Annotated in this window: 15 protein-coding genes; 5 read left to right on the top strand and 10 right to left on the bottom strand. The window is 69.0% G+C overall.

The features are described 5' to 3' along the window. Positions 1 to 659 precede the first annotated feature (659 nt). The 6 genes from DFJ64_RS01370 to DFJ64_RS01345 form a co-directional block, all read right to left on the bottom strand. Positions 660 to 2,438 (bottom strand): ABC transporter permease subunit, encoded by a 1,779-nt coding sequence (locus DFJ64_RS01370; RefSeq protein ID WP_115848790.1) that lies wholly within the window; start codon positions 2,436 to 2,438, stop codon positions 660 to 662. After that, on the bottom strand, positions 2,428 to 3,855 hold the full coding sequence (locus DFJ64_RS01365) for an ABC transporter substrate-binding protein (RefSeq protein WP_170152461.1): 1,428 nt from the start codon (positions 3,853 to 3,855) through the stop codon (positions 2,428 to 2,430). The genes DFJ64_RS01370 and DFJ64_RS01365 overlap by 11 nt, the downstream gene beginning before the upstream one ends. Position 3,856: 1 nt before the next feature. Beyond that, positions 3,857 to 4,603, bottom strand: a complete 747-nt coding sequence (locus tag DFJ64_RS01360) for a P-loop NTPase family protein (RefSeq protein WP_115848788.1) — start codon at positions 4,601 to 4,603, stop codon at positions 3,857 to 3,859. Positions 4,604 to 4,838: 235 nt separating this feature from the next. Next, positions 4,839 to 6,305 (bottom strand): M81 family metallopeptidase, encoded by a 1,467-nt coding sequence (locus tag DFJ64_RS01355; RefSeq protein WP_115848787.1) that lies wholly within the window; start codon positions 6,303 to 6,305, stop codon positions 4,839 to 4,841. Between the two features lie 109 nt (positions 6,306 to 6,414). Next, positions 6,415 to 7,359, bottom strand: a complete 945-nt coding sequence (locus tag DFJ64_RS01350; protein ID WP_115848786.1) for an amidohydrolase family protein — start codon at positions 7,357 to 7,359, stop codon at positions 6,415 to 6,417. Continuing rightward, positions 7,349 to 8,371: an aldo/keto reductase gene (locus DFJ64_RS01345; protein ID WP_245940890.1), complete on the bottom strand. Its 1,023-nt coding sequence runs from the start codon at positions 8,369 to 8,371 to the stop codon at positions 7,349 to 7,351. The genes DFJ64_RS01350 and DFJ64_RS01345 overlap by 11 nt, the downstream gene beginning before the upstream one ends. A gap of 1,157 nt (positions 8,372 to 9,528) precedes the next feature. Here DFJ64_RS01345 and ctaC point away from each other — a divergent pair. The 4 genes from ctaC (at position 9,529) to DFJ64_RS01320 (ending at position 13,943) form a co-directional block, all read left to right on the top strand. After that, positions 9,529 to 10,416, top strand: a complete 888-nt coding sequence (gene ctaC / locus DFJ64_RS01335; protein WP_245940889.1) for an aa3-type cytochrome oxidase subunit II — start codon at positions 9,529 to 9,531, stop codon at positions 10,414 to 10,416. Between the two features lie 32 nt (positions 10,417 to 10,448). Then, entirely contained in the window at positions 10,449 to 12,182 is a 1,734-nt protein-coding gene (gene ctaD, locus DFJ64_RS01330) for an aa3-type cytochrome oxidase subunit I (RefSeq protein WP_245941258.1), read from the top strand. Then, positions 12,179 to 12,574: a cytochrome c oxidase subunit 4 gene (locus DFJ64_RS01325; RefSeq protein WP_115848782.1), complete on the top strand. Its 396-nt coding sequence runs from the start codon at positions 12,179 to 12,181 to the stop codon at positions 12,572 to 12,574. The genes ctaD and DFJ64_RS01325 overlap by 4 nt, the downstream gene beginning before the upstream one ends. A 151-nt stretch (positions 12,575 to 12,725) precedes the next feature. Beyond that, complete coding sequence (locus DFJ64_RS01320; protein WP_245940888.1) at positions 12,726 to 13,943, top strand: L,D-transpeptidase; 1,218 nt, start codon at positions 12,726 to 12,728, stop codon at positions 13,941 to 13,943. 575 nt (positions 13,944 to 14,518) lie between these two features. Here the strand turns inward: DFJ64_RS01320 and qcrB are convergent. The 4 genes from qcrB to ctaE all read right to left on the bottom strand — a co-directional run bounded on the left by qcrB (position 14,519) and on the right by ctaE (position 18,768). Continuing rightward, a complete protein-coding gene (gene qcrB, locus DFJ64_RS01315) occupies positions 14,519 to 16,201 on the bottom strand; it encodes a cytochrome bc1 complex cytochrome b subunit (RefSeq protein ID WP_115848780.1) in 1,683 nt (560 codons plus the stop codon). Continuing rightward, complete coding sequence (gene qcrA, locus DFJ64_RS01310; RefSeq protein WP_115848779.1) at positions 16,198 to 17,220, bottom strand: cytochrome bc1 complex Rieske iron-sulfur subunit; 1,023 nt, start codon at positions 17,218 to 17,220, stop codon at positions 16,198 to 16,200. Before qcrA ends, qcrB begins: the two co-directional genes overlap by 4 nt. Then, a complete protein-coding gene (qcrC, locus tag DFJ64_RS01305) occupies positions 17,217 to 18,038 on the bottom strand; it encodes a cytochrome bc1 complex diheme cytochrome c subunit (RefSeq protein ID WP_425452207.1) in 822 nt (273 codons plus the stop codon). Before qcrC ends, qcrA begins: the two co-directional genes overlap by 4 nt. Before the next feature lie 79 nt (positions 18,039 to 18,117). Beyond that, positions 18,118 to 18,768 (bottom strand): aa3-type cytochrome oxidase subunit III, encoded by a 651-nt coding sequence (gene ctaE, locus DFJ64_RS01300; RefSeq protein ID WP_115848778.1) that lies wholly within the window; start codon positions 18,766 to 18,768, stop codon positions 18,118 to 18,120. Positions 18,769 to 18,996: 228 nt separating this feature from the next. On the opposite strand from ctaE, the gene DFJ64_RS01295 reads away from it, so the two are divergent. Continuing rightward, positions 18,997 to 19,431, top strand: coding sequence for a hypothetical protein (locus DFJ64_RS01295; protein WP_115848777.1), 435 nt, complete (start codon positions 18,997 to 18,999; stop codon positions 19,429 to 19,431). Positions 19,432 to 19,447 lie beyond the last annotated feature (16 nt).

Genomic DNA, 19,447 nt, shown 5'->3' with positions numbered 1-19,447 from the left:
GAGGACGACGTCGACCGCCTGCCGCACGACCTCCGCCCGCCCGATGGTGACGGGCTCGGGTCGAAACCACGCGGGTCGAGTCGGCGGTCCTGGTGCGACCAGGTCGCTGTCGAGTTGGCGGACGGGTCGACGCCTGCGCAAGTACGCGCCGAGGAGCCAGACCGCGAGGAGCACCACGACGATGACCCCGCTCAGCACGCGGAGCAGGTGCTGAACGGGCGCCCAGGTCGGCGAGTCGCTCAGCGTTCCCGCGAGCAGGTCTGACGCGAGGCCGTTGAGGAAGATGCCGAAGAGCGCCGCGGCGCCGATGAGGGTGTTGCGGATGACGCCCGATCGTGGCTCGTCGAGCGCGTGAGCGGTCGGCGGCGCCTGCGGGTGGTCGGGGACTCTCGGTGGCGCCGGTCGCTGGTGGTAGGGCGCGGGTGTCGGTCCGGTCGTCACCCCGCTCGGCGTGGAGGAGCCGACGTCGACCGGAGCGGCGGCGAAGGCATGTGACGGCGTGGCAGGCTGGGTCGTCGTCCCCGCCGAGGATGGTGCGGCGGCGGCCTTCTCGAGCTCGGTCGCGCCAAGGCTGGAAGGTTGGTGGCCGGCCGTCGGCTCCTCGCCCGGTCCTGGCGAACCGTGGTGGTCGGCGTCTCGTGGCGGATCCGGCGTGACCGTCATCGCAGCAGTCCTCCGGTCAGGCCAGGCACCATCCACCGGCGCCACACCAGCAAGAGCACGACGACCGGGACGAGCGCCGCGAGCACGGCGCTCGCCGCGATCGTGCCCGCGGAGGTGGCGAACTGCCGAGCCTCACCCCACAGCACGATCGTCAGCGGGCTCGAGCCGGGTCCACTGATGAAGAGGCTGACGATGAAGTCGTTCCAGACCTGGACGAACTCCATCACCGCCACCGCGACGAGCGCGGCTCCGGCGCGGTCCCACAGTCGACGCAGGGCGGTCAGCGGGCCGGTCTGCCCGAGCAGCACGTCGTCGAGGGCCGGACGGTGGGACGACAGACGGTGGGAGGACAGGAGGGCGGCGCGCAGGATGAGGACCGCCAAGGGCAGACCCGCCGCCACGTGCACCACGATCAACGGCAGTCGGGAGCCCACAACGCCGAGAGAGGTGAACGCGTCACGCAGCGGGATGGCGTACATCTGCACCGGCGCGACCGCCAGCATCGTGAGCACCGCCACGACCAGTCGACCGGCCCAGTCCGGGACGCGCAGCGACAGCGCCGGGGTGGCCAGCAGAGCGATGACCACGAGGAGACTCGTGGCGCCGAGCGCCACGACCAGCGTCGACCACAGCGAGTTCAGCAGTCCGCCGTCGATGATCTGACGGAAGGACGCCAGCGACAGGCCTGACTGGCCGACCGTCCACCAGCCTCGAGCGCCGGCGTCCTCGGGAGTCTGCAGCGCTGTCGTGACGAGCACGAGGACGGGGAACACCCACATGGCGGCGACGCCGACTCCGAGGAGGACGTGCCACCAGCGCACGTGACCGCTCCGGCGTTCCCGCCACCAGGGCCGGGGCGTGCGTGGCATCCTCCGACGTCGCCCGATCGCGTGGCTGAGGAGCAGCGCGCAGCAGCCCAGCAGGCAGAACAAGACGACGGCAAGCGCGGCCGGCCGGCCTGGCTCCGGGGACTGGACCGTCAGTCGCCACCAGTGGACCGCGGCGGTGTCGACCTCCTGCCGCATCGGCCCAGGTGTGACGATGAGGATGAGGTCGAACAGGCGGGCGGCGGCGACGACCAAGGTGAGGAGGATGAGAGCCCCGACGGGCAGCACCAGGCGGATGCGAATGCGGAGCAACTGGAACCAGCTGGCTCCATGCGCCTGGCCGACGCGCTCGACGTCCTCAGGGATGGCCCGAAGCCCCGCGCGGAACAGCGACACCGCGAAACCCAGCCACGTCCAGGCGAACGCCGACACCAAGACGAACCAGATGAGGCCTGGGCCGAGCCACACCGGGCTCTCGCCGACGAGAGCGGCGAGAGCGCTGACCGTCCCCCGCTCGGGCGTCGGGTCGTAGAGCAGCCGGAACGCCGCACCGGAGGTGAGGGCCGAGATACCGAAAGGCAGCACGAGCACGCCCATGAACGCGGTGCCCCAGCGCTCGAAGCGCAGGCTGGCCAACGCCAGCAAGAAGGAGACGACGACCAAGCCGGCGGCGATGCCGACCCAGGCGAGGGTGTGCAGCAACGCGCGCTGGGTCGCGCCGTCGGCCAGGACGCCGACGAGGTGGCGCAGCGTCCACGACCCATCCTCCCGGAACGCCCACACGAGCGTTCGCAGCATGGGTGTGACCAGCAGGAGGACCAGGGTCGCGGCCGGAAGACCGAGCAGGTACCGGCCGATCTTGCGGGGCGGCCGTCCGGGTACCAGCCGTCCGCTCATCGGACGACTGGTGACTTCCAGGCGCAGGCCGCGGTGGCTCTCAACCGCCATCGCCGGCTCCTGGTTCGCACAGGTCGACCTGTTCGGCGGAGCTGGCGCGCAGCCTCGCCCACGTCGACGACACGTCGCGACCGACGGTGGCGTCCTCCAGAGCGAGGAGCTGCGCGACAGCCTCGTCGGCGGCGACGTCGACTGCGGCCGTATCCCGGTCGCCCACCCGCGTCAGGAACTGCTGGAGAACCCGCCAGAGGCCCTCCTGGCCGCCGACGGCCCCGATCTGGTCGGAGAGGTCGAAGCGGAACGGTTCGTTGACAAGCTGGCGGACGACCGGACGCATGTCCGGTGGGTACAGCCGCTCGGGCACGGTGAGGTCGGGGGAGACGAAGCCGCCGGCCCTGATCCAGCTCGTGACCGCTCGCGAGTCGACCAGTCGGGTGAGGAGGTCCCGCGCCTCGGGCCGGGCTGGTCGAGTCAGCACCACGACGTCGCCTCCGGCGACGAGCGGCGGTTGGCCTCGGCGCGGGGGAGGGAACGCGAAGGTGCCGACCGGGTTGTCACAGCCGTCGGGGTCGATGCCGAACCTCTCGATGATCGGCCAGGCGAAGTCGGGCGCCACGACCATCGCGGCGCGGTGGTAGCGGAAGACCTCCAGCACCGCGTCCGAGAACTGCTGGACGAGCGCCCGACGTACCCCTCCCGCCACCACGCCGGGCGTGCTCCACATCTGACCGAGTGAACGGAACGCCTCTCGGACGGCGGGCACGTGCCACGGGCGTGGCGCTGGCCCGCTGAGCGCGTCGTAGGTGCAGGGGGAGTGTCCGAGGAGAACGTTCTCGAAGAAGTCGGTGAGCATCCAGCCGTCCCCGCCACCGAGTGCCAACGCGGGGATCCCCTGCCGGCTCAGCTCGGTGTTGAGGGCGAGCCAGTCCGACCAGGTCTGCGGGGGTTGCAGACCGAGACGCTCGAACTGGCACGGCCGATACCACACCAAGGACTTGTGGGCGACCTTGAACGGCAGGCCATAGGGGACTTGCTCCCCGGTCTGGGGATGTCGATGGAAGAGCAGCGACCGCCACACCGGTGGGTAGGTGTCGGGCGCTGGCCAGCTCTCAGCGGGCAACGGTGCCAGAGCGTCGAGGTGCTCGGCGACGAGGCCCGGCCGGGGCAGCAGGACGACGTCTGGCCGGCCGGCGCCGCGGGTCGCCAGGGCCGCCGAGATGTCGTCGCCGTAGGGGAGGATGTCGACGTCATAGGCCATCTCCCCGGGGAGGCGACGCAGGTCGTCGATCACCCGACGGAACAACGACAGCTCGGCGGCGCTCCACGTCACCGCGACCCGCACGGTCGGCCGATCGGCGAGCAGTGCGCCGGCCGCCGAGCACGCGGGGAGAGGCACGCTGACCGACAGGAGCCCGGCTAAGACCGCCCGCCGGCGAAGCCGTCCAGCGCCCGACTGGCCTCGAGGCACGCTACGCATCGTCGGCCCTCCCGGTGGAGGACGTCGCCGCCGAGCGTCCGACCGTTACCAGGTTTGGTTCGAGCCACACCGGATCGTGGTCCAGCTGCCACACCCTGGCGGCATCGGTCGTGATGACGAGCACCGCGACGTTGGCGAGCACCGCTTCGGCCTTGGACGACGTCAGCTCGGCCGAGGGCACCCGACGGCGCCGGGGCTCTTCCAGAACCGCGTGCCAGGTCGGGTGGTCGGGTGTGTCCTCGATGACGATGGCGATCGGCTCCCAGCACAGGGCCAGCGCCAGGCCGGCGAGTCGGCGCTCGTTGGCGCTGAGGTGCTCGGGACGACGGTCGAGCAGGTCCGCCATGTCGAGCGTGGCGGCGACCTCCTGGGTCATCACCGTTCCCAACGCCTTCGACACCCGGGCGGTCGGGCATCGGAGCCGCCACATGTTCTCGGCGACGGTGATTCCCGGCACAAGGCCCCCAGCCGCTGGCACCAGCCGGACCGGGCAGTGCCGACCCGTGCGGTGCCGCCGACGTCTGCGGTGGTCGACGTGCTGCTGCCAGACGTCCACGCCATCGACGAGGACTCGACCGGCTGATTGAGTGCGGTCCAGGCCGACGACGGCGTTGGCGAGCGCGTGGACGGCGGCCTGGTCGCTGACGACCGCTGCGCGGATCACGCCGACGGGCACGTCGAGGGTCAGCTCCGGGCACACCCCAGCGACGCGGAGGCTTTCCAGCCTCAGTCCGACCATGCCGCTCCCTCAGGGGCGGGCGAGGTTGCCGCGCCCCGATCCTCGGTCTCGTCGGTCCTCGGTTCTCGCGGTCGCTGGTACCGCGGATGGCCACGCCTTGTGACTCGACGGCCGTACGTCGACGGTCCGTGCATGGGCGGTACCAGACGGGAGGTACCACCCTAAGTGACGATCACTGTCGGCGCAGCATCCACGCCCCGAGCTGGACGCGATCATGCCCCGGTCGTGGATGCGGTTAGCCGAAGAGCACCGCGGACAGGTCGGGCTCGGCCATCTCGGGGTCGAGCGGATGGATGGGGCGCAGCACGTGCCGATACTCGAGCCGGTTCAGGTCCTGGTCGACACCGCCAGGAGTCAACGCGAGGACCCAGCCCTTGGCGGCCTGGTAGAGGTCGGGCTGGAGATAGCCGATCTTCACGGCTGTGATGTCGTGTTGCGCGGGGTCAAGTCCGAGCTTTTCCAGGTCCGCGACGTAGTGGAACGGCTTCCGGCGGCTGGTGAGGACGGCGTGGACGCCCCCGGAGCGCACGACGGCGATGTCACCGCCGACAGGGTCGGCGTGCTCGACGTGGGTCACCGTGCCGGAGACGGTGACCGGGTCACCCCCGCCGAAGCAGCCGCCGACCTCGACACGCACCGATCCGCCGACACCGGCCTGCACGCAGGCGCGGACCGCGTCGGGAGCGACACAGCTGGCCCAGATCGCCGTCCGCTCGCCGGAGGCCAGCTGCGGCGTGGCGAGCAAGTGGCCGAGGAACCAGGCCACGTCGTTCGAGCCACCACCGGTCGGGTTGTCGCCGGAGTCGCTGATGAAGAAGGGGCGCTGGTCGGAGGCGAGCGCCTGAGCGACGCACCAGTCCGCGGGACCGGCGGGCGCGCAGAACTCGAACTGGTGCCGGGCATCCCACCACGCACGGGCGAGTCGCTCGGCGTGCGCGGTGACGGCCTGCCGATCGGTGCCGGAGACCACGACGGTGGCCGCGGACCGCGGCTCGTCCGCCCAGGCGTACCCGACCCACAACGACGCGTCGAGGACGCCCGGCTGACGCTCGATCTCCGGGAGGGTGGCGTAGATCGACCGCGCCGGTTCGACCCGCGTGCTCGTCTTCTCCCCAGGCAGCAGCACGGGCACCCGCACCCACGCGCGCACCGGTCGGATGCCCTCGGTGAGGCAGCGGACGAGAGTGCGAACAGCCCGCTCGCGGGTCTCGAGGTAGTCGATGTGGGGCGCCGTCCGGTACGCGGTGAGGAGGTCGACTGTCTCCACGAGGTCACGCGAGACCTGTCCGTGCAGGTCCATCGAGGCCGAGATCAGACAGCGGGGACCGACGAGCTCCCGGATGCGTCGGGCTAGGCGGGCCTCGGCGTCACGCCGGCCCTCGACCGCCATCGCGCCGTGGATGTCGAAGTAGAACCCATCGAAGGGTCGCTCGGCGACGGCGGCGCGAATCAGGTCGAGGATCTCCGCCTCCAGCGTGTCGTAGACCTCGGGCAGCACCTGTCCGCCCGGGAGCGCCGACGCCTGCAGGAGGGGGACGAACTCCACGTCCGTCCGTCCTGGCAGACGCCAGTCCCGGAGGAACGGGTAACGGTCTGCGAGCTCCGCACCGCGCGCGACGCGGAAGTCGTCGAGCGTCGTCCGGTGGGGCGCGAAGGTGCTGGACTCGGTGGACATGCCGGCGATGCCGATGCGCAAACTCATGGCCGGTTTCTAGCACCGCCGTGGTCGAAGACGTGGCCTGGGTCAGCACCTCGCGGACGACTTGCCTCGGCGCTCGTCGCGCTGGGACGACGGGCGAGAGCCGGCGAGGTCAGGCGAGGTCGTAGAAGCGTCGAGCGGTGCCACCGAAGATCGCGGCCCGCTCGGCTTCGGACAGGTGGGCGGTCAGCTCCTCCGCCGCCGCGACCCAGTCCGCGTAGGACGAGGCGAGCAGGCACACCGGCCAGTCGGAGCCGAACATCACTCGCTCGGGCCCGAACGCTTCGAGCACCACCTCGACGTACGGGCGTAACGTGGCGACGTCCCACGTCGCCCAGTCCGCCTCGGTGACCAGACCGGACAGCTTGCAGGTGACGTTCGGCAGGCGGGCCAGCTCGCGGATCTGGTCGGCCCACGGATGCATCTGGCCGGCGGCGATCGCGGGTTTGGAGCAGTGGTCGAGGACGAACGACAGCTCCGGCAGGTCGGCGACCGTGGACAAGACCGCTGGCAGCTGGACGGGGTAGGTCAGCAGCTCGTACCGAAGACCCGCGTTGGCGACCGCCCGAAGACCGCGTCGGACGTCGGGCCGGCACAACCACGCCGGGTCGGGCTCGCTCTGCACCCCGTGGCGGATCGCCCGGAGGTATTCACCGCCTGGAGCGTCCCGCAGCGCGGCGAGGTCGTCGGCCACGGAGGGCGAGGTGAGGTCCACCCATCCGGTGACCGCGCCCACCAGATCGGAGCTCGCCGCCAAGGCCAGGAAGTCGCGAGTCTGGTCGATCTCGCTCACCGTCTGGACGAGCACGGTGGTGGTCACGCCAGCCGCGGCGGCGTGCGGCGCGAGGTCGTCCACGGTGAAGGTGCGGGCGATCGGCGCCATGGCGTCCCCGGTGATCCAGGGTTCCGGCCGCACGGACAGGTCCCACACGTGATGGTGGGCGTCGACCCGCCCGGCGTCGCCCCGAGCTGAGCTCGGTGGTGTGGCGTCCGGTTCCTCAGCCGAGGAGGTGTTGGATGGCTGTGCCGGGGCGGGGCGGCCCTCCTCAGCGGCCATAGCGGTGCACCCCCACCTCTGCCAGGTCGTCCCACAGCGCGTCGGGGATGTCGTACTCCATCATCGCGAGGTTCTCGGTCAGCTCCCTGACGTCGCGGGCGCCGGTCAGCACGGTCGCCACCGCCGGGTGGGCGAGGGGGAACTGGATCGCGGCCGCCTTGAGCGGCACGTCGTGGGCCTGGCAGACGCGCTCCAGCTCCTGCGCCCGGGCGATGAGCTCGGGTGGGGCGGGAGCGTAGTTGAACGTCGCGCCCGGACGCGGGTCGGCGAGCAGACCCGAGTTGTAGACGCCGCCGATGACGATCGAGGTACCTCGCTCCAGGCAGGCGGGCAGCAGGTCCGCCGCGCCGGTCTGGTCGAGCAGGGTGTAGCGACCGGCGAGGAGGACGACATCGATGTCGGTCTCGCGCACGAAACGAGTGGGGATCCGGGACTGGTTCATGCCCGTGCCGATCGCTTTGACCACCCCTTGCTCGCGCAGCTCGTGGAGCACGGGGTAGGCGACCTTGAGCGCTTGCTCCTCGTAGTCATCGGGGTCGTGGATGTAGACCACATCCACCGCGCTGAGCCCGAGGCGCTCCAGGCTCTCCTCCAACGACCGTCGGATCCCGTCAGGGGTGAAGTCGAAGATCGCTTCGGACGGCGGCGCGTCGGCGTAGCCGTCCGAGTCGCCGGCGGGATTGTCGACGATGAGCCGGCCCACCTTCGTGGACAGCACGTACGACGAACGCTCGACGCCTGCCGCGGCTAGCGCGGCCCCGACCCGCCGCTCGGCGACGCCGTGGCCGTACAGCGGTGCGGTGTCGATGTAGTTGAGCCCCGCGTCGAGCGCCGCCTTCACGACCGCGATGGCCGTGTCGTCCTCGACGTGTCGGAAGAGTCCGCCGAGCGGCGCGGTCCCCAGGCTCAGGCAGGTGACCTCGACGCCGCTGCGGCCCAAGGTGCGCCGTTCGGTGGCCTGCTTGCCCATGTGCCCTCGCTCCACTCGCGGGCGCACCAGGTTGGCGCGCACCTGTCGGCTCGTCGGCCCGCCCCGCGTCCCGCTGTCCGACCAGGACGTCCTGTCACGTGGCGAGCTGCCAGGGGAGTGTAATGCCGGAAAGGTGTCGTTCTAGATCGACGTCCGCGTGCGGACGCCGGTCTGTCCCGAGCTGGTGAGGCCACCGCCCCCGCCGGATGGGTCGGCGTGGGTGACCCGCGGCTCAGCGCCGCGCTACCGGGACCTGGCTCCCCGAGGAGCCGTCGACCAACGTGCGGTCGCCGAGCGGCCGCTCGAGCCTCACCGTGACGGACTTCTCGGTGAGGACCTGGGAGCAGAACACACCCTCGTCCCCGGGGCGAGGCGAGCGTCGGTACAGCGTGACGACGACCTCGTCGGGACGCTCGGTGACGTGTGCCTCGCGCAGGCCGGGCGAGCAGGGAGTGGGCAGGGTGTAGGTCAGCTGGAGGCTCCGTCCATCCCCGGTCGACTCCGCCGCGGAGATTCGGAGCAGCTCACCTGTGGCGTCGGGCGGTGTCGCGCGCGAGCGCGGTGGGGTCCGCGGGGGTTCCGTGCCCGGCGTTCGAGCTTCCGTGTCCGGTGTTCGAGTCGGTGACGTGGCAGGTGGGGAAGGTGGGGTCGCGGGACGCGACGGTGTCGTGGCCTGCGGCGTCGGCGTCCGGGCCTGACTCCCCCGCCGGGCTGCCGTACTCACACTCCGCTCATCTCCGCACGCGGAGAGTATCGCGGCCAGGATCGCCACGAGGGTCAGCGCGCGAACGCCGAGGGAGGTCGACGAGCGGTTGGCCACCGGACACCTCACTTCCCCATGGTGGCTCCCGCCCTGGTGCTGGGATCGGGACAGGTGCTGTGGTGAGAGCAGCGTCCGACCTCGCCGATCGTCGGGTCGCGAGGGCCACTGACGGCCGGGAGTCACGGACATCCCCGGGGCGTGGGCCGGGCCTCATGGGTGGACTCGAGGGTGGGACGTCGCGACGAGGGCATGGGTTCCGTGCCGTGACCCGGTCACCTACCATCCGCTCACGGTGGTGTGACCCGGCCGACACGGGGTACGTCACCACCGCTCACGAGCCGCCGAGTAGGGTCTGTCCCGACAGAGACGTTCCACGCCGTACGCCGGGGCCCCAGGGCCGTTGGCGACGGACGGATCCCAAGGAGAAAGGCGTCCGGTGAGGTCGAACCCTGACGATCGGATGCCGCGCCGCGCCCGGCGGTGGGCGAGCGTGGCGTCACTCGCCGGTGTGGCACTGGTCTCGCTGAGCGGTTGCGCGGGCCAGGGCGGCGGGAATTGGTCGCGCCTCGGTTTGCCGGCTCCGGCCAGCGACCGGGCGACCCACGTCCTGAACCTATGGCAGGGCGCGTGGATCGCCGCCGCGTGCGTCGGCCTGCTGGTGTGGGGACTCATCATCTGGTCCGTCATCGCCTACCGCCGTCGCGATGACAAGATCCCGCCGCAGACGCGCTACCACCTGCCGATCGAGATCCTCTACTCGGTGGTGCCGTTCGTCATCATCGGCGTGCTGTTCTACTTCACCGTTCGTGACCAGAACGCCATCCTGAAGGTCGACCGCAACGACCCGCCCGCGAATGTCATCCGGGTCGTGGGTCAGCAGTGGAGCTGGACCTTCAACTACCTCGACCGGCCTGGCCGTGCGGCGCCGGAGGCCGGGGCGGTCTGGGAGTCCGGGACGCCTGACCGTCTCCCGACCCTGTACCTGCCGGTCGGGGAGAAGGTCGGGTTCCAGCTGGAGTCGCCTGACGTCATCCACTCGTTCTTCATCCCCGCGTTCCTGTTCAAGATGGACGTCATCCCGGGGCATGAGAACTACTTCGAGCTCACCCCGACCAAGGAGGGTGTGTTCGCGGGCAAGTGCGCCGAGCTGTGTGGCAGCTACCACGCGAGGATGCTCTTCAACGTCCACGTCGTGAGTCGGGAGGAGTTCGCCGAGCACTTGCGTGAGCTGCGAGCCCGCGGACAGACGGGTGAGGCTGTTGGCGGCGCACGGGCCACGACGCAGCATGGCCTGGTGTCCGAAGCTCAGGGAGCGGCGAAGTGACCATTCTCGGTGATCGGCCAACGCAGACCCAGATCGCGCTCGAGTCGCCACGACGAGAGCGCCGGATCGGCAGCGTGGTGGTCGACTGGCTCACCACCACGGACCACAAGAAGATCGGGTACCTCTACCTGATCACGTCCTTCGCCTTCTTCCTCGTCGCCGGCCTGATGGCCCTGTTCATGCGGGCCGAGCTCGCGGTCCCGGGCATGCAGATCTTCAAGTCCGGCACCGGTGAAGAGGTGTTCAACCAGCTCTTCACCATGCACGGCACGATCATGCTGTTCCTGTTCGCGACACCGCTGTTCGTCGGCTTCGCGAACGTCATCATGCCGCTGCAGATCGGGTCGCCGGACGTGGCGTTCCCGCGCCTCAACATGTTCAGCTACTGGCTGTTCTTGTTCGGCGGACTGATCGCCTTCTCCTCCTTCATCGTCCCCGGCGGCGCCCCGTCGTTCGGCTGGACCGCCTACGTCCCGCTCGCCGACGCCGTGCGGTCGCCTGGTGTTGGCGGGGACCTGTGGATCATGGGCCTCTACCTGGGTGGTCTGGGGACGATCCTCGGGAGCGTCAACTTCGTTACGACGATCTTCTGCATGCGGGCGCCGGGCATGACGATGTTCCGGATGCCGATCTTCACCTGGAACGTCCTGGTGACCAGCATCCTGGTGCTGCTCGTCTTCCCCATGCTGGCCGGCGCGCTGCTCATGCTGGAGTTCGACCGCCGGCTCGGCGGCCACGTGTTCGACGCCGCCCACGGCGGAGCGCTGCTATGGCAGCACCTGTTCTGGTTCTTCGGCCACCCCGAGGTCTACATCATCGCGCTGCCGTTCTTCGGCATCATCAGCGAGATCGTGCCGGTCTTCAGCCGCAAGCCGCTCTTCGGCTACGTCGGCATGGTCCTCGCCACGTTGGGCATCGCGGCGCTGTCGATGGCCGTGTGGGCGCACCACATGTTCGTGACCGGGGCCGTCAACCTGCCGTTCTTCTCGTTCATGACGTTCCTGATCGCGGTGCCCACGGGCATCAAGTTCTTCAACTGGATCGGGACGATGTGGCAGGGGTCGTTGAGCTTCCAGACCCCGATGCTGTGGACGATCGGCTTCTTGGTCACGTTCCTCTTCGGCGGCCTCACCGGTGTGATCCTGGCGTCGCCGCCGCTGGACTTCCACGTCAGCGACACCTACTTCGTCGTGGCGCACTTCCACTACACGGTCTTCGGCACGGTGGTGTTCGCGATGTTCGCGGGCTTTTACTTCTGGTGGCCGAAGATGACCGGGCGGATGCTCGACGAGCGCCTCGGCAAGATCCACTTCTGGACGCTGTTCGTGGGCTTCCACACCACGTTCTTCGTCCAGCACATCCTCGGCGCGGAGGGGATGCCCCGCCGCTATGCCGACTACCTCGTCGAGGACGGCTGGACGGTGCTCAACATGGTCTCGACCGTGGGTGCGTTCCTGCTGGGGATGTCGACCCTGCCGTTCCTCGTCAACGTCCTCCGGACGCGCAGGAGCCCGAAGGTGCAGGTGGACGACCCGTGGGGTTGGGGCCGGTCCCTGGAGTGGGCCACCTCCTGCCCGCCACCCCGGCACAACTTCACCTCGATCCCGCGGATCCGCTCCGAGAGCCCGGCGTTCGACCTGCGGCACCCTGAGGTGGTGATGGCGGAGCTCGCCTCCGTCGGCGCGGGAGGCCCGGACGCGCCGGAGACGGCGGGCCGGCGAGACCACGTCGAGCAGATCAGCACGCAGCAGGAGGGGCAGTCGTGAAGATCGAAGGTTTCATCTTCTTGTGCTTGACCGCGTTCTTCGCGATGGTCACCCCTGTGTACTGGTTCCTGTCGCATGACCCGACAGGTACCGCGGCGCTGCTGATGAGCACGTTGTTGGCGGGTCTCATCGGCTTCTACACCCTGATCACCGCCCGGAGGGTGGGTCCGCGCCCTGAGGACCGGAAGGACGCCGACATCGAGGAAGGGGCGGGCGAACTGGGCTTCTTCAGCCCGCACAGCTGGTGGCCGCTCTACTGCGGTCTGTCCCTGGCGCTCGCCGTCCTCGGGGTCGTGTTCGGTTGGTGGCTTTTCCTCATCGCTGTCGGTGTTGGCACCGTGTCCGTTCTGGGTCTCGTCTTCGAGTACTACCGAGGTGTGCACGCCCACTGAGCTTCGGGCGGCGTCGCTCTTCGGTACTGTTTTGTTGCACAGATCGGCAAGCAACTTCCCAGGGGTCGAGCGCGTCTTTCTCTAAGGACGTACTCTGTGGGGAATTGGCGGTTCTGCGCTCAGAACCGGCGATTTGGGATGGGGAGCCGACATGGGACAACGGGGGCGACGGGTTCCAATTGCGCGTGCCGTCGGTCTTCTCGCTGTCATGCTGTCCGCCGTGCTGGTGGCCGGCTGCCAGTCGAGAGAGGGCGTGCCGCGTGAGGCCAACATCAATGCCAAGAAGAACGAGGCGGCGGCCGTACCCGTGGCTGACAACGTGCCGCCGGCGCGTGTCACGGTCGAACCGGCTGACAACACCACCAACGTACGCCTGGACAGCACGGTCAAGGTGACCGCTGCGGGCGGCAAGCTCACCGAGGTGCGGGTCACCCAAGCGGACGGCACGCGGCTCGACGGCGCCTTGAGCAAGGGCGCCACCACGTGGACCTCGACGCAGCCCTTGGCGCCAGACACGGTCTATCGCGTCCAGGCGACGGCGCTCAACGCAGAGGGCTACCCGACCAAGGTCGACAAGACGTTCAGCACGCTCAAGCCCAGGAAAGTGCTCGAGGCCGAGATCACCCCCACGGAAGGCAGCGCGGTCGGTGTGGGCATGCCGATCTCGGTGAAGTTCTCGGAGCCGGTCAAGAACAAGGCCGCCGTCGAGCGCCGGCTTCTGGTCGAGACGTCGAAGCCGATCGTGGGCGCTTGGCACTGGTTCAGCGACGAGGAAGTGCGCTTCCGGCCGAAGACCTACTGGCCGGCGCACACCAAGGTCACGGTGCGAGCGAACCTGCGCGGTGTCGCCTCGGGTGCCGGTGCGTGGGGGCTCGAGGACAAGGTTCGAAACTTCAGTATCACCAACTCGGTGGTGACCAAGGTCGACCTCGCCAAGCACCACGCCTACGTCTACATCGACGGCAAGCTGGCGCGAACGATCCCGGTGACAGGTGGCAAGGCGGGTTGGCGTACCCGCGACGGCGTCAAGGTCGTTCTCGAGAAGAGGGAGAACGTCATCTTCACCAACGAGCAGATCGGGGCCCCGGAGAGCTACCGACTGCACTCGCGGTGGGCGCTCCGCCTCACCTGGAGCGGGGAGTTCATCCACACGGCTTGGTGGTCGGTGGGGTCACACGGCAGGGCGAACGTCAGCCACGGTTGCATCGGCATGAACACCGAGAACTCCGAGTGGCTGTGGAAGAACTCGCACGTGGGCGACCCCGTGGAAGTCCACAGCCCTGACGGCAACCCGATGGAGCCCAACAACGGCTACGGCGACTGGAACTTCTCCTGGGAGGAGTGGACGGCCGGCAGCGCACTGGTCTGACTCCATCGCGACACGCCGTGCCCGAGGGCTGGCTCGATCTCCCGCGAGGGGAGGGGCCAGCCCTCCGTCGTCTTCCCAGAAGTCTGGAGACGGTCGCCACGCTCTGTTGGGTGCGCCGCTTCCTCTTCGTCCATGGGCCTCGTCACCGTCCAGTGGTGACCTCCATGGCCATATCCTCCGGAACGGGCGCGGTCGAAGCGAGTGACCGCCCCACAGGGGTGGTGCCGACCCGCGGCGATCCGTGAAGACCGTGCCATGGTTCAGCCGAACCATCCTCGTGAACGTCGGGAGGGCATGGCCTGTTCGCGGGTCCTCACGGTGGAGCGATGAGGGCAGCGTTCACCACTCCCTCGGCAGGTATCGGAGGGACGGGGCGAAGAAACGCCAGGCCCGTGGCATTCTCCTTCCCGGCCACACCAGGCCTGCGGCTCTTCCCGTGCGGCCTTGACCTCGGAACCGAGTTCCGTGTCATCTCGCGAGGTCCTCGCGTTGGCCGCTGTCCCAGAAAGCGGTGACGCCCGCCACCCAGGTCCTCGTGTGGGTGGCGGGCGTCTTGGCCGTCTCTCGGCAGCGTGTCAGCTGTCGGACTGACGCTGCTGCGTGCCAGCCCCGACCTCCTTGGTGCGGTCAGCCCCGTCGTGGTGGATCGCTCCGTGACCACGGCCGTGCGCGTGCGCGGCCTCGAGCTCACCCTTGGTCGGCTTCTGCACCACGTCACCGAAGTAGAAGCGCGAGGCCAGAGCTCGCAGCTTGAGGCTCCGCCGCTTGGGGATCTCGACCCCGTTGGCGTCGACACCCTCACCGATCTCGATCGGGGTCTGCCGCTCGTGCGAGGCGAGGACGTAGGCCTCCTCCTTCGGCAGCGGTGTGTGGATCTCGACGTACTCACCATGAGGCAGGCGGGTGATGACACCGCTCTCCATCCCGTGGAGGAGCGACTCCCGGTCACGGCGCTGGAGGCCGATGCAGATCCGCTTGGTGACCAGGAAGGCGATGATCGGCCCGACGATCACCGCGACCCGCAGGAAGTTGGTCACGTCGTTGATCGCCAGGTTGAACGTGATCGCGATGATGTCGTTCCCGCCGCCGATCCACAGCAGGCCGTAGAAGGTGATGCCGGCGACGCCGAACGCGGTCCGGGTCGGCTGGTTCCGCGGCCGGTCGAGCACGTGGTGCTCGCGGGTGTCTCCGGTCACCCACCGCTCGATGAACGGGTAGAGCGCGAGGACGACGGCGAGCAGTCCGAGGAGACCGACGCCGGGGAGGAAGATGTTCCAGCTGACGGTGTAGCCGAACAGCCGAGTCTCCCAGTTCGGCATGATCCGGAGACCGCCCTCGACCCAACCCATGTACCAGTCGGGCTGGGTGCCCGCGCCGACCATCGTGGGGTTGTAGGGCCCGTACGCCCAGACCGGGTTGATCTGGAACAGCGCGCCCATGAGAGCGGTGACGCCGAAGACGATGAAGAAGAAGCCACCGGCCTTGGCCATGTACACCGGCAGGAGCGGGTAGCCGACCACGTTGTTGTTGGTCCGTCCCGGCCCCGGGTACTGCGTGTGCTTGTGGTAGACGACGAGCCCGATGTGCGCGGCGATCAGCGCCAGGATCAGCCCGGGGATCAGCAGGATGTGGATGCCGTACAGCCGCGGGATGATCGAGTCGCCGGGGAACTCACCGCCGAACACGAAGAACGACAGGTAGGTGCCGACCACCGGGATCGACCGGATCAGACCCTCCACGAACCGCAGGCCGGTACCCGAGAGCAGGTCGTCGGGGAGGGAGTAGCCCGTGAAGCCCTCGACGAGGCCGAGGTTGAGCAGGACGACACCGATCAGCCAGTTGATCTCACGCGGCTTGCGGAACGCTCCGGTGAAGAACACCCGGAGCATGTGCACCATCATCGCGCCGACGAAGAGCATCGCCGACCAGTGGTGGATCTGCCGCATGAGCAGCCCGCCACGGACGTCGAACGAGATGTTCAAGGTCGAGGCGAACGCCTCGGACATGTGGACGCCGCGCAGCGGACCGTAGCTGCCGTCGTAGACCACCTCCTGCATGCTCGGCTTGAACCACAAGGTCAGGAATGTGCCGGACAGCAGGAGGATGATGAAGCTGTAGAGGGCGATCTCACCCAGAAGGAACGACCAGTGGTCAGGGAAGACCTTCCGGAGAGTCTTCTTGAGCGCCTTGGCCAACCCCAGTCGTTCGTCGAGGAACTCCAAGGGCTGGGTGACCGCCTTTGGTGTGGCGCTACTCATCCGCGCTCCCAATAGCTAGGACCGACGGGCTCAGTGAAGTCGCTCTGGGCCACGAGGTACCCCTCCGAGTCAACCATGATGGGCAGCTGGGGGAGTGACCGGGCCGCAGGACCGAACACGACGCGCCCGTTATCGGAGAGATCGAACGTCGACTGGTGGCACGGGCAGAACACTTGGCGTGTCAGCTGCTCGTACAGGTTGACCGGGCATCCCACGTGCGTGCAGATCTTCGAGTAGCACAGGATGCCGTCGACGCCCCAGTTGCGGCGGTTTGGCAGGGCGCGGATGTCGTCCTCGCGCATGCGGACCAAGATCACCGCCGCCTTGGCGCGGGCCGCGTTCCGCTCGCGCCCTTCCGGAAGCTCTTGGATGTTCTCCGGAACGGCGTTGACGAGCATGCCCATGGAGATGTCTTCCGGGCGAAGCGGCTTGAACGTGACGTCGTTGACGATCCGGACTCCGCGCCGCCAGACGGTGTGGGCCGGCCTGCTCCCCGGGAGCGGGCCCAGGTCGCGAAGCAGGATCACGACTGGGAGGCCGAGCGTGGCGAGCGCGGCGATGAGCGTGCGGCGAATGAGGGTGCGCCGACCGATCCCGCTCTCCTGGGCGCCCTGCCGCACGATCGCGATCGTCTCCTGGCGATCCTCCTCGGTCGAGCTGGAGGGGTGACGCTCCTCGACGATCTCGTGGTCGTCCATGAGCTTGCGCGCCCACTGGACGGCGCCGACACCGATGAACAAGAGCGCCAGGCCGAGCGTCAGCCCCAAGCCCATGTGGGAGGCGCCGAAGCCGAGGAACGTCGCGTTCTTCGGCACGACCACGTAGAGCACGACGAAAGCGACCAGGAGGAGCGCCGCGAGCCCGAAGAAGGTCGCGACCTGACGTTCGGCTCGCCTGGCGGCGCGCTCGTCGATGTCGGTCAGCCGGGGCTCGTGCGGAGGGATCCCAGGGTCCGGGATCGGGTCGCCGGCGCCGGTGGCGGTGGCCACCTCACCGTGGGGGCCGGACTCGCTGCTCATCTCGCCTGCGCTCCCTTTCCTTTGGCGGTCTTCGCGGCAATCCAGATGGCGATGAGGACGAGGACGCCGATGCCGCCCAGCCAAGCGGCGAGACCCTCGGTGACCGGACCCATGCTGCCGAGGGTGAAGCCACCCTGCTTGGGCTGGGACTGCACGGCATCCAGGTAGCCGATCACCTTGCGCTTGTCCTCAGGGGTGAGGACCGAGTCGGCGAAGACCGGCATGTTCTGCGGGCCGGTCAGCATCGCCTCGTAGACGTGCTTGGGGCTCACGCCTTGGATGTTGGGGGCGTAGCGGCCCCAGGTGAGGGCGCCGCCCTTGCCGACGACGTTGTGGCAGCTCGCGCAGTTGGTGCGGAACAGCTCACCGCCCTCGGCGATCTCCGCGTCCGTCAGTCCCTCCGGGTCGTAGTCCTCGCGGGATGGCACCGCGGGGCCAGGCCCGAGGGAGGCGACGTAGGCGGCGAGCGCAGCGGTCTCCTCCTCGTCGAACGCCGGCGGCTTCCTCGGCACCTGCACCGCCGGGTTCTGCGCCGGCATCCGACCGGTGCCTACCTGGAAGTCGACGGCAGCCGCGCCGACACCGATGAGGCTGGGACCGCGCTCGGTGCCCTGGGCGTCGAGCCCGTGGCAGGAGGAGCAGCTCACCGCGAAGAGCTTGCGGCCTTCCTCGATCTGCGTCGACTGCGCGGCCTTCTCGGACGCCTGGGACGGCGGCGAGGCAAGCGCGTAGACGCCACCGAAGCCCACGAGGGTGACGAGCAGCACCGCTCCACCGGCGAAGCGGTGCCGCCGGTGGGCGGACAGCACTCGGCTCAACCGACCCTGCGCCCGCTCTCTGTCCTTGTTGCGCCGGGGACGACCCCGAACCCCGAAGATCACGTCGGAGCGCTCCGTCCTACTGAATGAGGTAGATACTTGCGAAAAGCCCGATCCAGACCACGTCGACGAAGTGCCAGTAGTAGGACACAACGATCGCGCTGATGGCCTGCTCGTGAGTGAACCGTCGGGCCACGAACGTACGACCGAGGACCAGCAGGAACGCGATGAGCCCGCCGGTCACGTGGAGACCGTGGAAGCCGGTCGTGAGGTAGAACACCGAGCCGTACGCCGATGACGACAAGGTGACGCCCTCGGAGATCAGCGCGGCATACTCATACGCCTGGCCGCCGATGAAGAACGCGCCCATGACGTAGGTGAGGACGAACCACTCGCGCAGTCCCCAACGGGCCACGTTGAGCAGGCCGCCTTGCCGACCGACCTGGCCGCGCTCAGCGGCGAACACGCCCATCTGGCACGTCACCGACGACAGCACCAGCACGGTCGTGTTGAAGGCGGCGAAGGGGATATTGAGCTTCGCCGTCTCCTGGGCCCATAGCTCCGGGGACACCGCCCGGATGGTGAAGTACGCCGCGAAGAGAGCGGCGAAGAACATGAGTTCGCTTGCCAGCCACACGATCGTCCCCACGCTGACCATCGAGGGGCGATTCGGGTGGCCGTGGAAGCGTGCCACCGGCTCTACTGCTGCTGCTGTCGCCACGCTGGCCATTATGTCGACAGAGGGTGGCCGATGGGGTGGGACCCCCGTTGCGGCGCGTATGGCGGTTGTGCCGACGAGTCGGGCCAGGGTGGGACCGGAACGGCATGGTCCGGCGGTTGGGTGCGGGTGGCCCATCGGTAGCATCGTGTCCAATGCCTGCCCGTCACCTGCCGTTGACGGGTGGGACGAAGTACACCGCCCGGCCACACCGCCTAGTCCGGCACGCGAGGTCACCTGATGAGCACTGAAGCCACCGCGTCCCCCCGGAAGCTGCGGGTGCTGGTCTACTCCGACGACCGCACCACCCGGGAGAAGGTGAAGTTCGCGGTAGGCAGGCGGCCTGAGACCGACCTGCCACCAGTGGAGTTCGTCGAGTGCGCCACGCATCACGCCGTGCTCAAGACCATGGACGCCGGCGGCATCGACGTGGCGGTCCTCGACGGCGAAGCGGTGCCGGCTGGCGGGATGGGGCTGGCTCGGCAGCTGAAGGACGAGATCTACCAGTGCCCGCCGATCCTCGTTCTGACAGGCCGTGTTCAGGACGCCTGGCTGGCGACGTGGTCCCGGGCGGACGCCGCGGTGCCCTACCCGCTCGACGCCCGCGCGGTCTGCAAGGCGGTGGTCGAGCTGGCCCGGCGGCGACTCTCGCAGCAGGTGCCGGCAGTGCGCTGAGCTCGTTCCGTTACGT

It is taken from the genome of Thermasporomyces composti (genome assembly GCF_003386795.1).
Classification (GTDB): domain Bacteria; phylum Actinomycetota; class Actinomycetes; order Propionibacteriales; family Actinopolymorphaceae; genus Thermasporomyces; species Thermasporomyces composti.
The sequence above is the reverse complement of the archived record's forward strand: the minus strand, read 5'-3'. Positions and strand labels throughout refer to the sequence as shown.

Excerpts from the sequence above, each read along its gene's own strand:
- DFJ64_RS01355 (WP_115848787.1), bottom strand. The coding sequence starts at position 6,305 with ATGAGTTTGCGCATCGGCATCGCCGGCATGTCCACCGAGTCCAGCACC.
- DFJ64_RS01370 (WP_115848790.1), bottom strand. The coding sequence starts at position 2,438 with ATGGCGGTTGAGAGCCACCGCGGCCTGCGCCTGGAAGTCACCAGTCGT.
- qcrA (WP_115848779.1), bottom strand. The coding sequence starts at position 17,220 with ATGAGCAGCGAGTCCGGCCCCCACGGTGAGGTGGCCACCGCCACCGGC.
- DFJ64_RS01350 (WP_115848786.1), bottom strand. The coding sequence starts at position 7,359 with ATGGCCGCTGAGGAGGGCCGCCCCGCCCCGGCACAGCCATCCAACACC.
- DFJ64_RS01295 (WP_115848777.1), top strand. The coding sequence starts at position 18,997 with ATGAGCACTGAAGCCACCGCGTCCCCCCGGAAGCTGCGGGTGCTGGTC.
- DFJ64_RS01320 (WP_245940888.1), top strand. The coding sequence starts at position 12,726 with ATGGGACAACGGGGGCGACGGGTTCCAATTGCGCGTGCCGTCGGTCTT.
- ctaE (WP_115848778.1), bottom strand. The coding sequence starts at position 18,768 with ATGGCCAGCGTGGCGACAGCAGCAGCAGTAGAGCCGGTGGCACGCTTC.
- qcrB (WP_115848780.1), bottom strand. The coding sequence starts at position 16,201 with ATGAGTAGCGCCACACCAAAGGCGGTCACCCAGCCCTTGGAGTTCCTC.
- DFJ64_RS01360 (WP_115848788.1), bottom strand. The coding sequence starts at position 4,603 with ATGGTCGGACTGAGGCTGGAAAGCCTCCGCGTCGCTGGGGTGTGCCCG.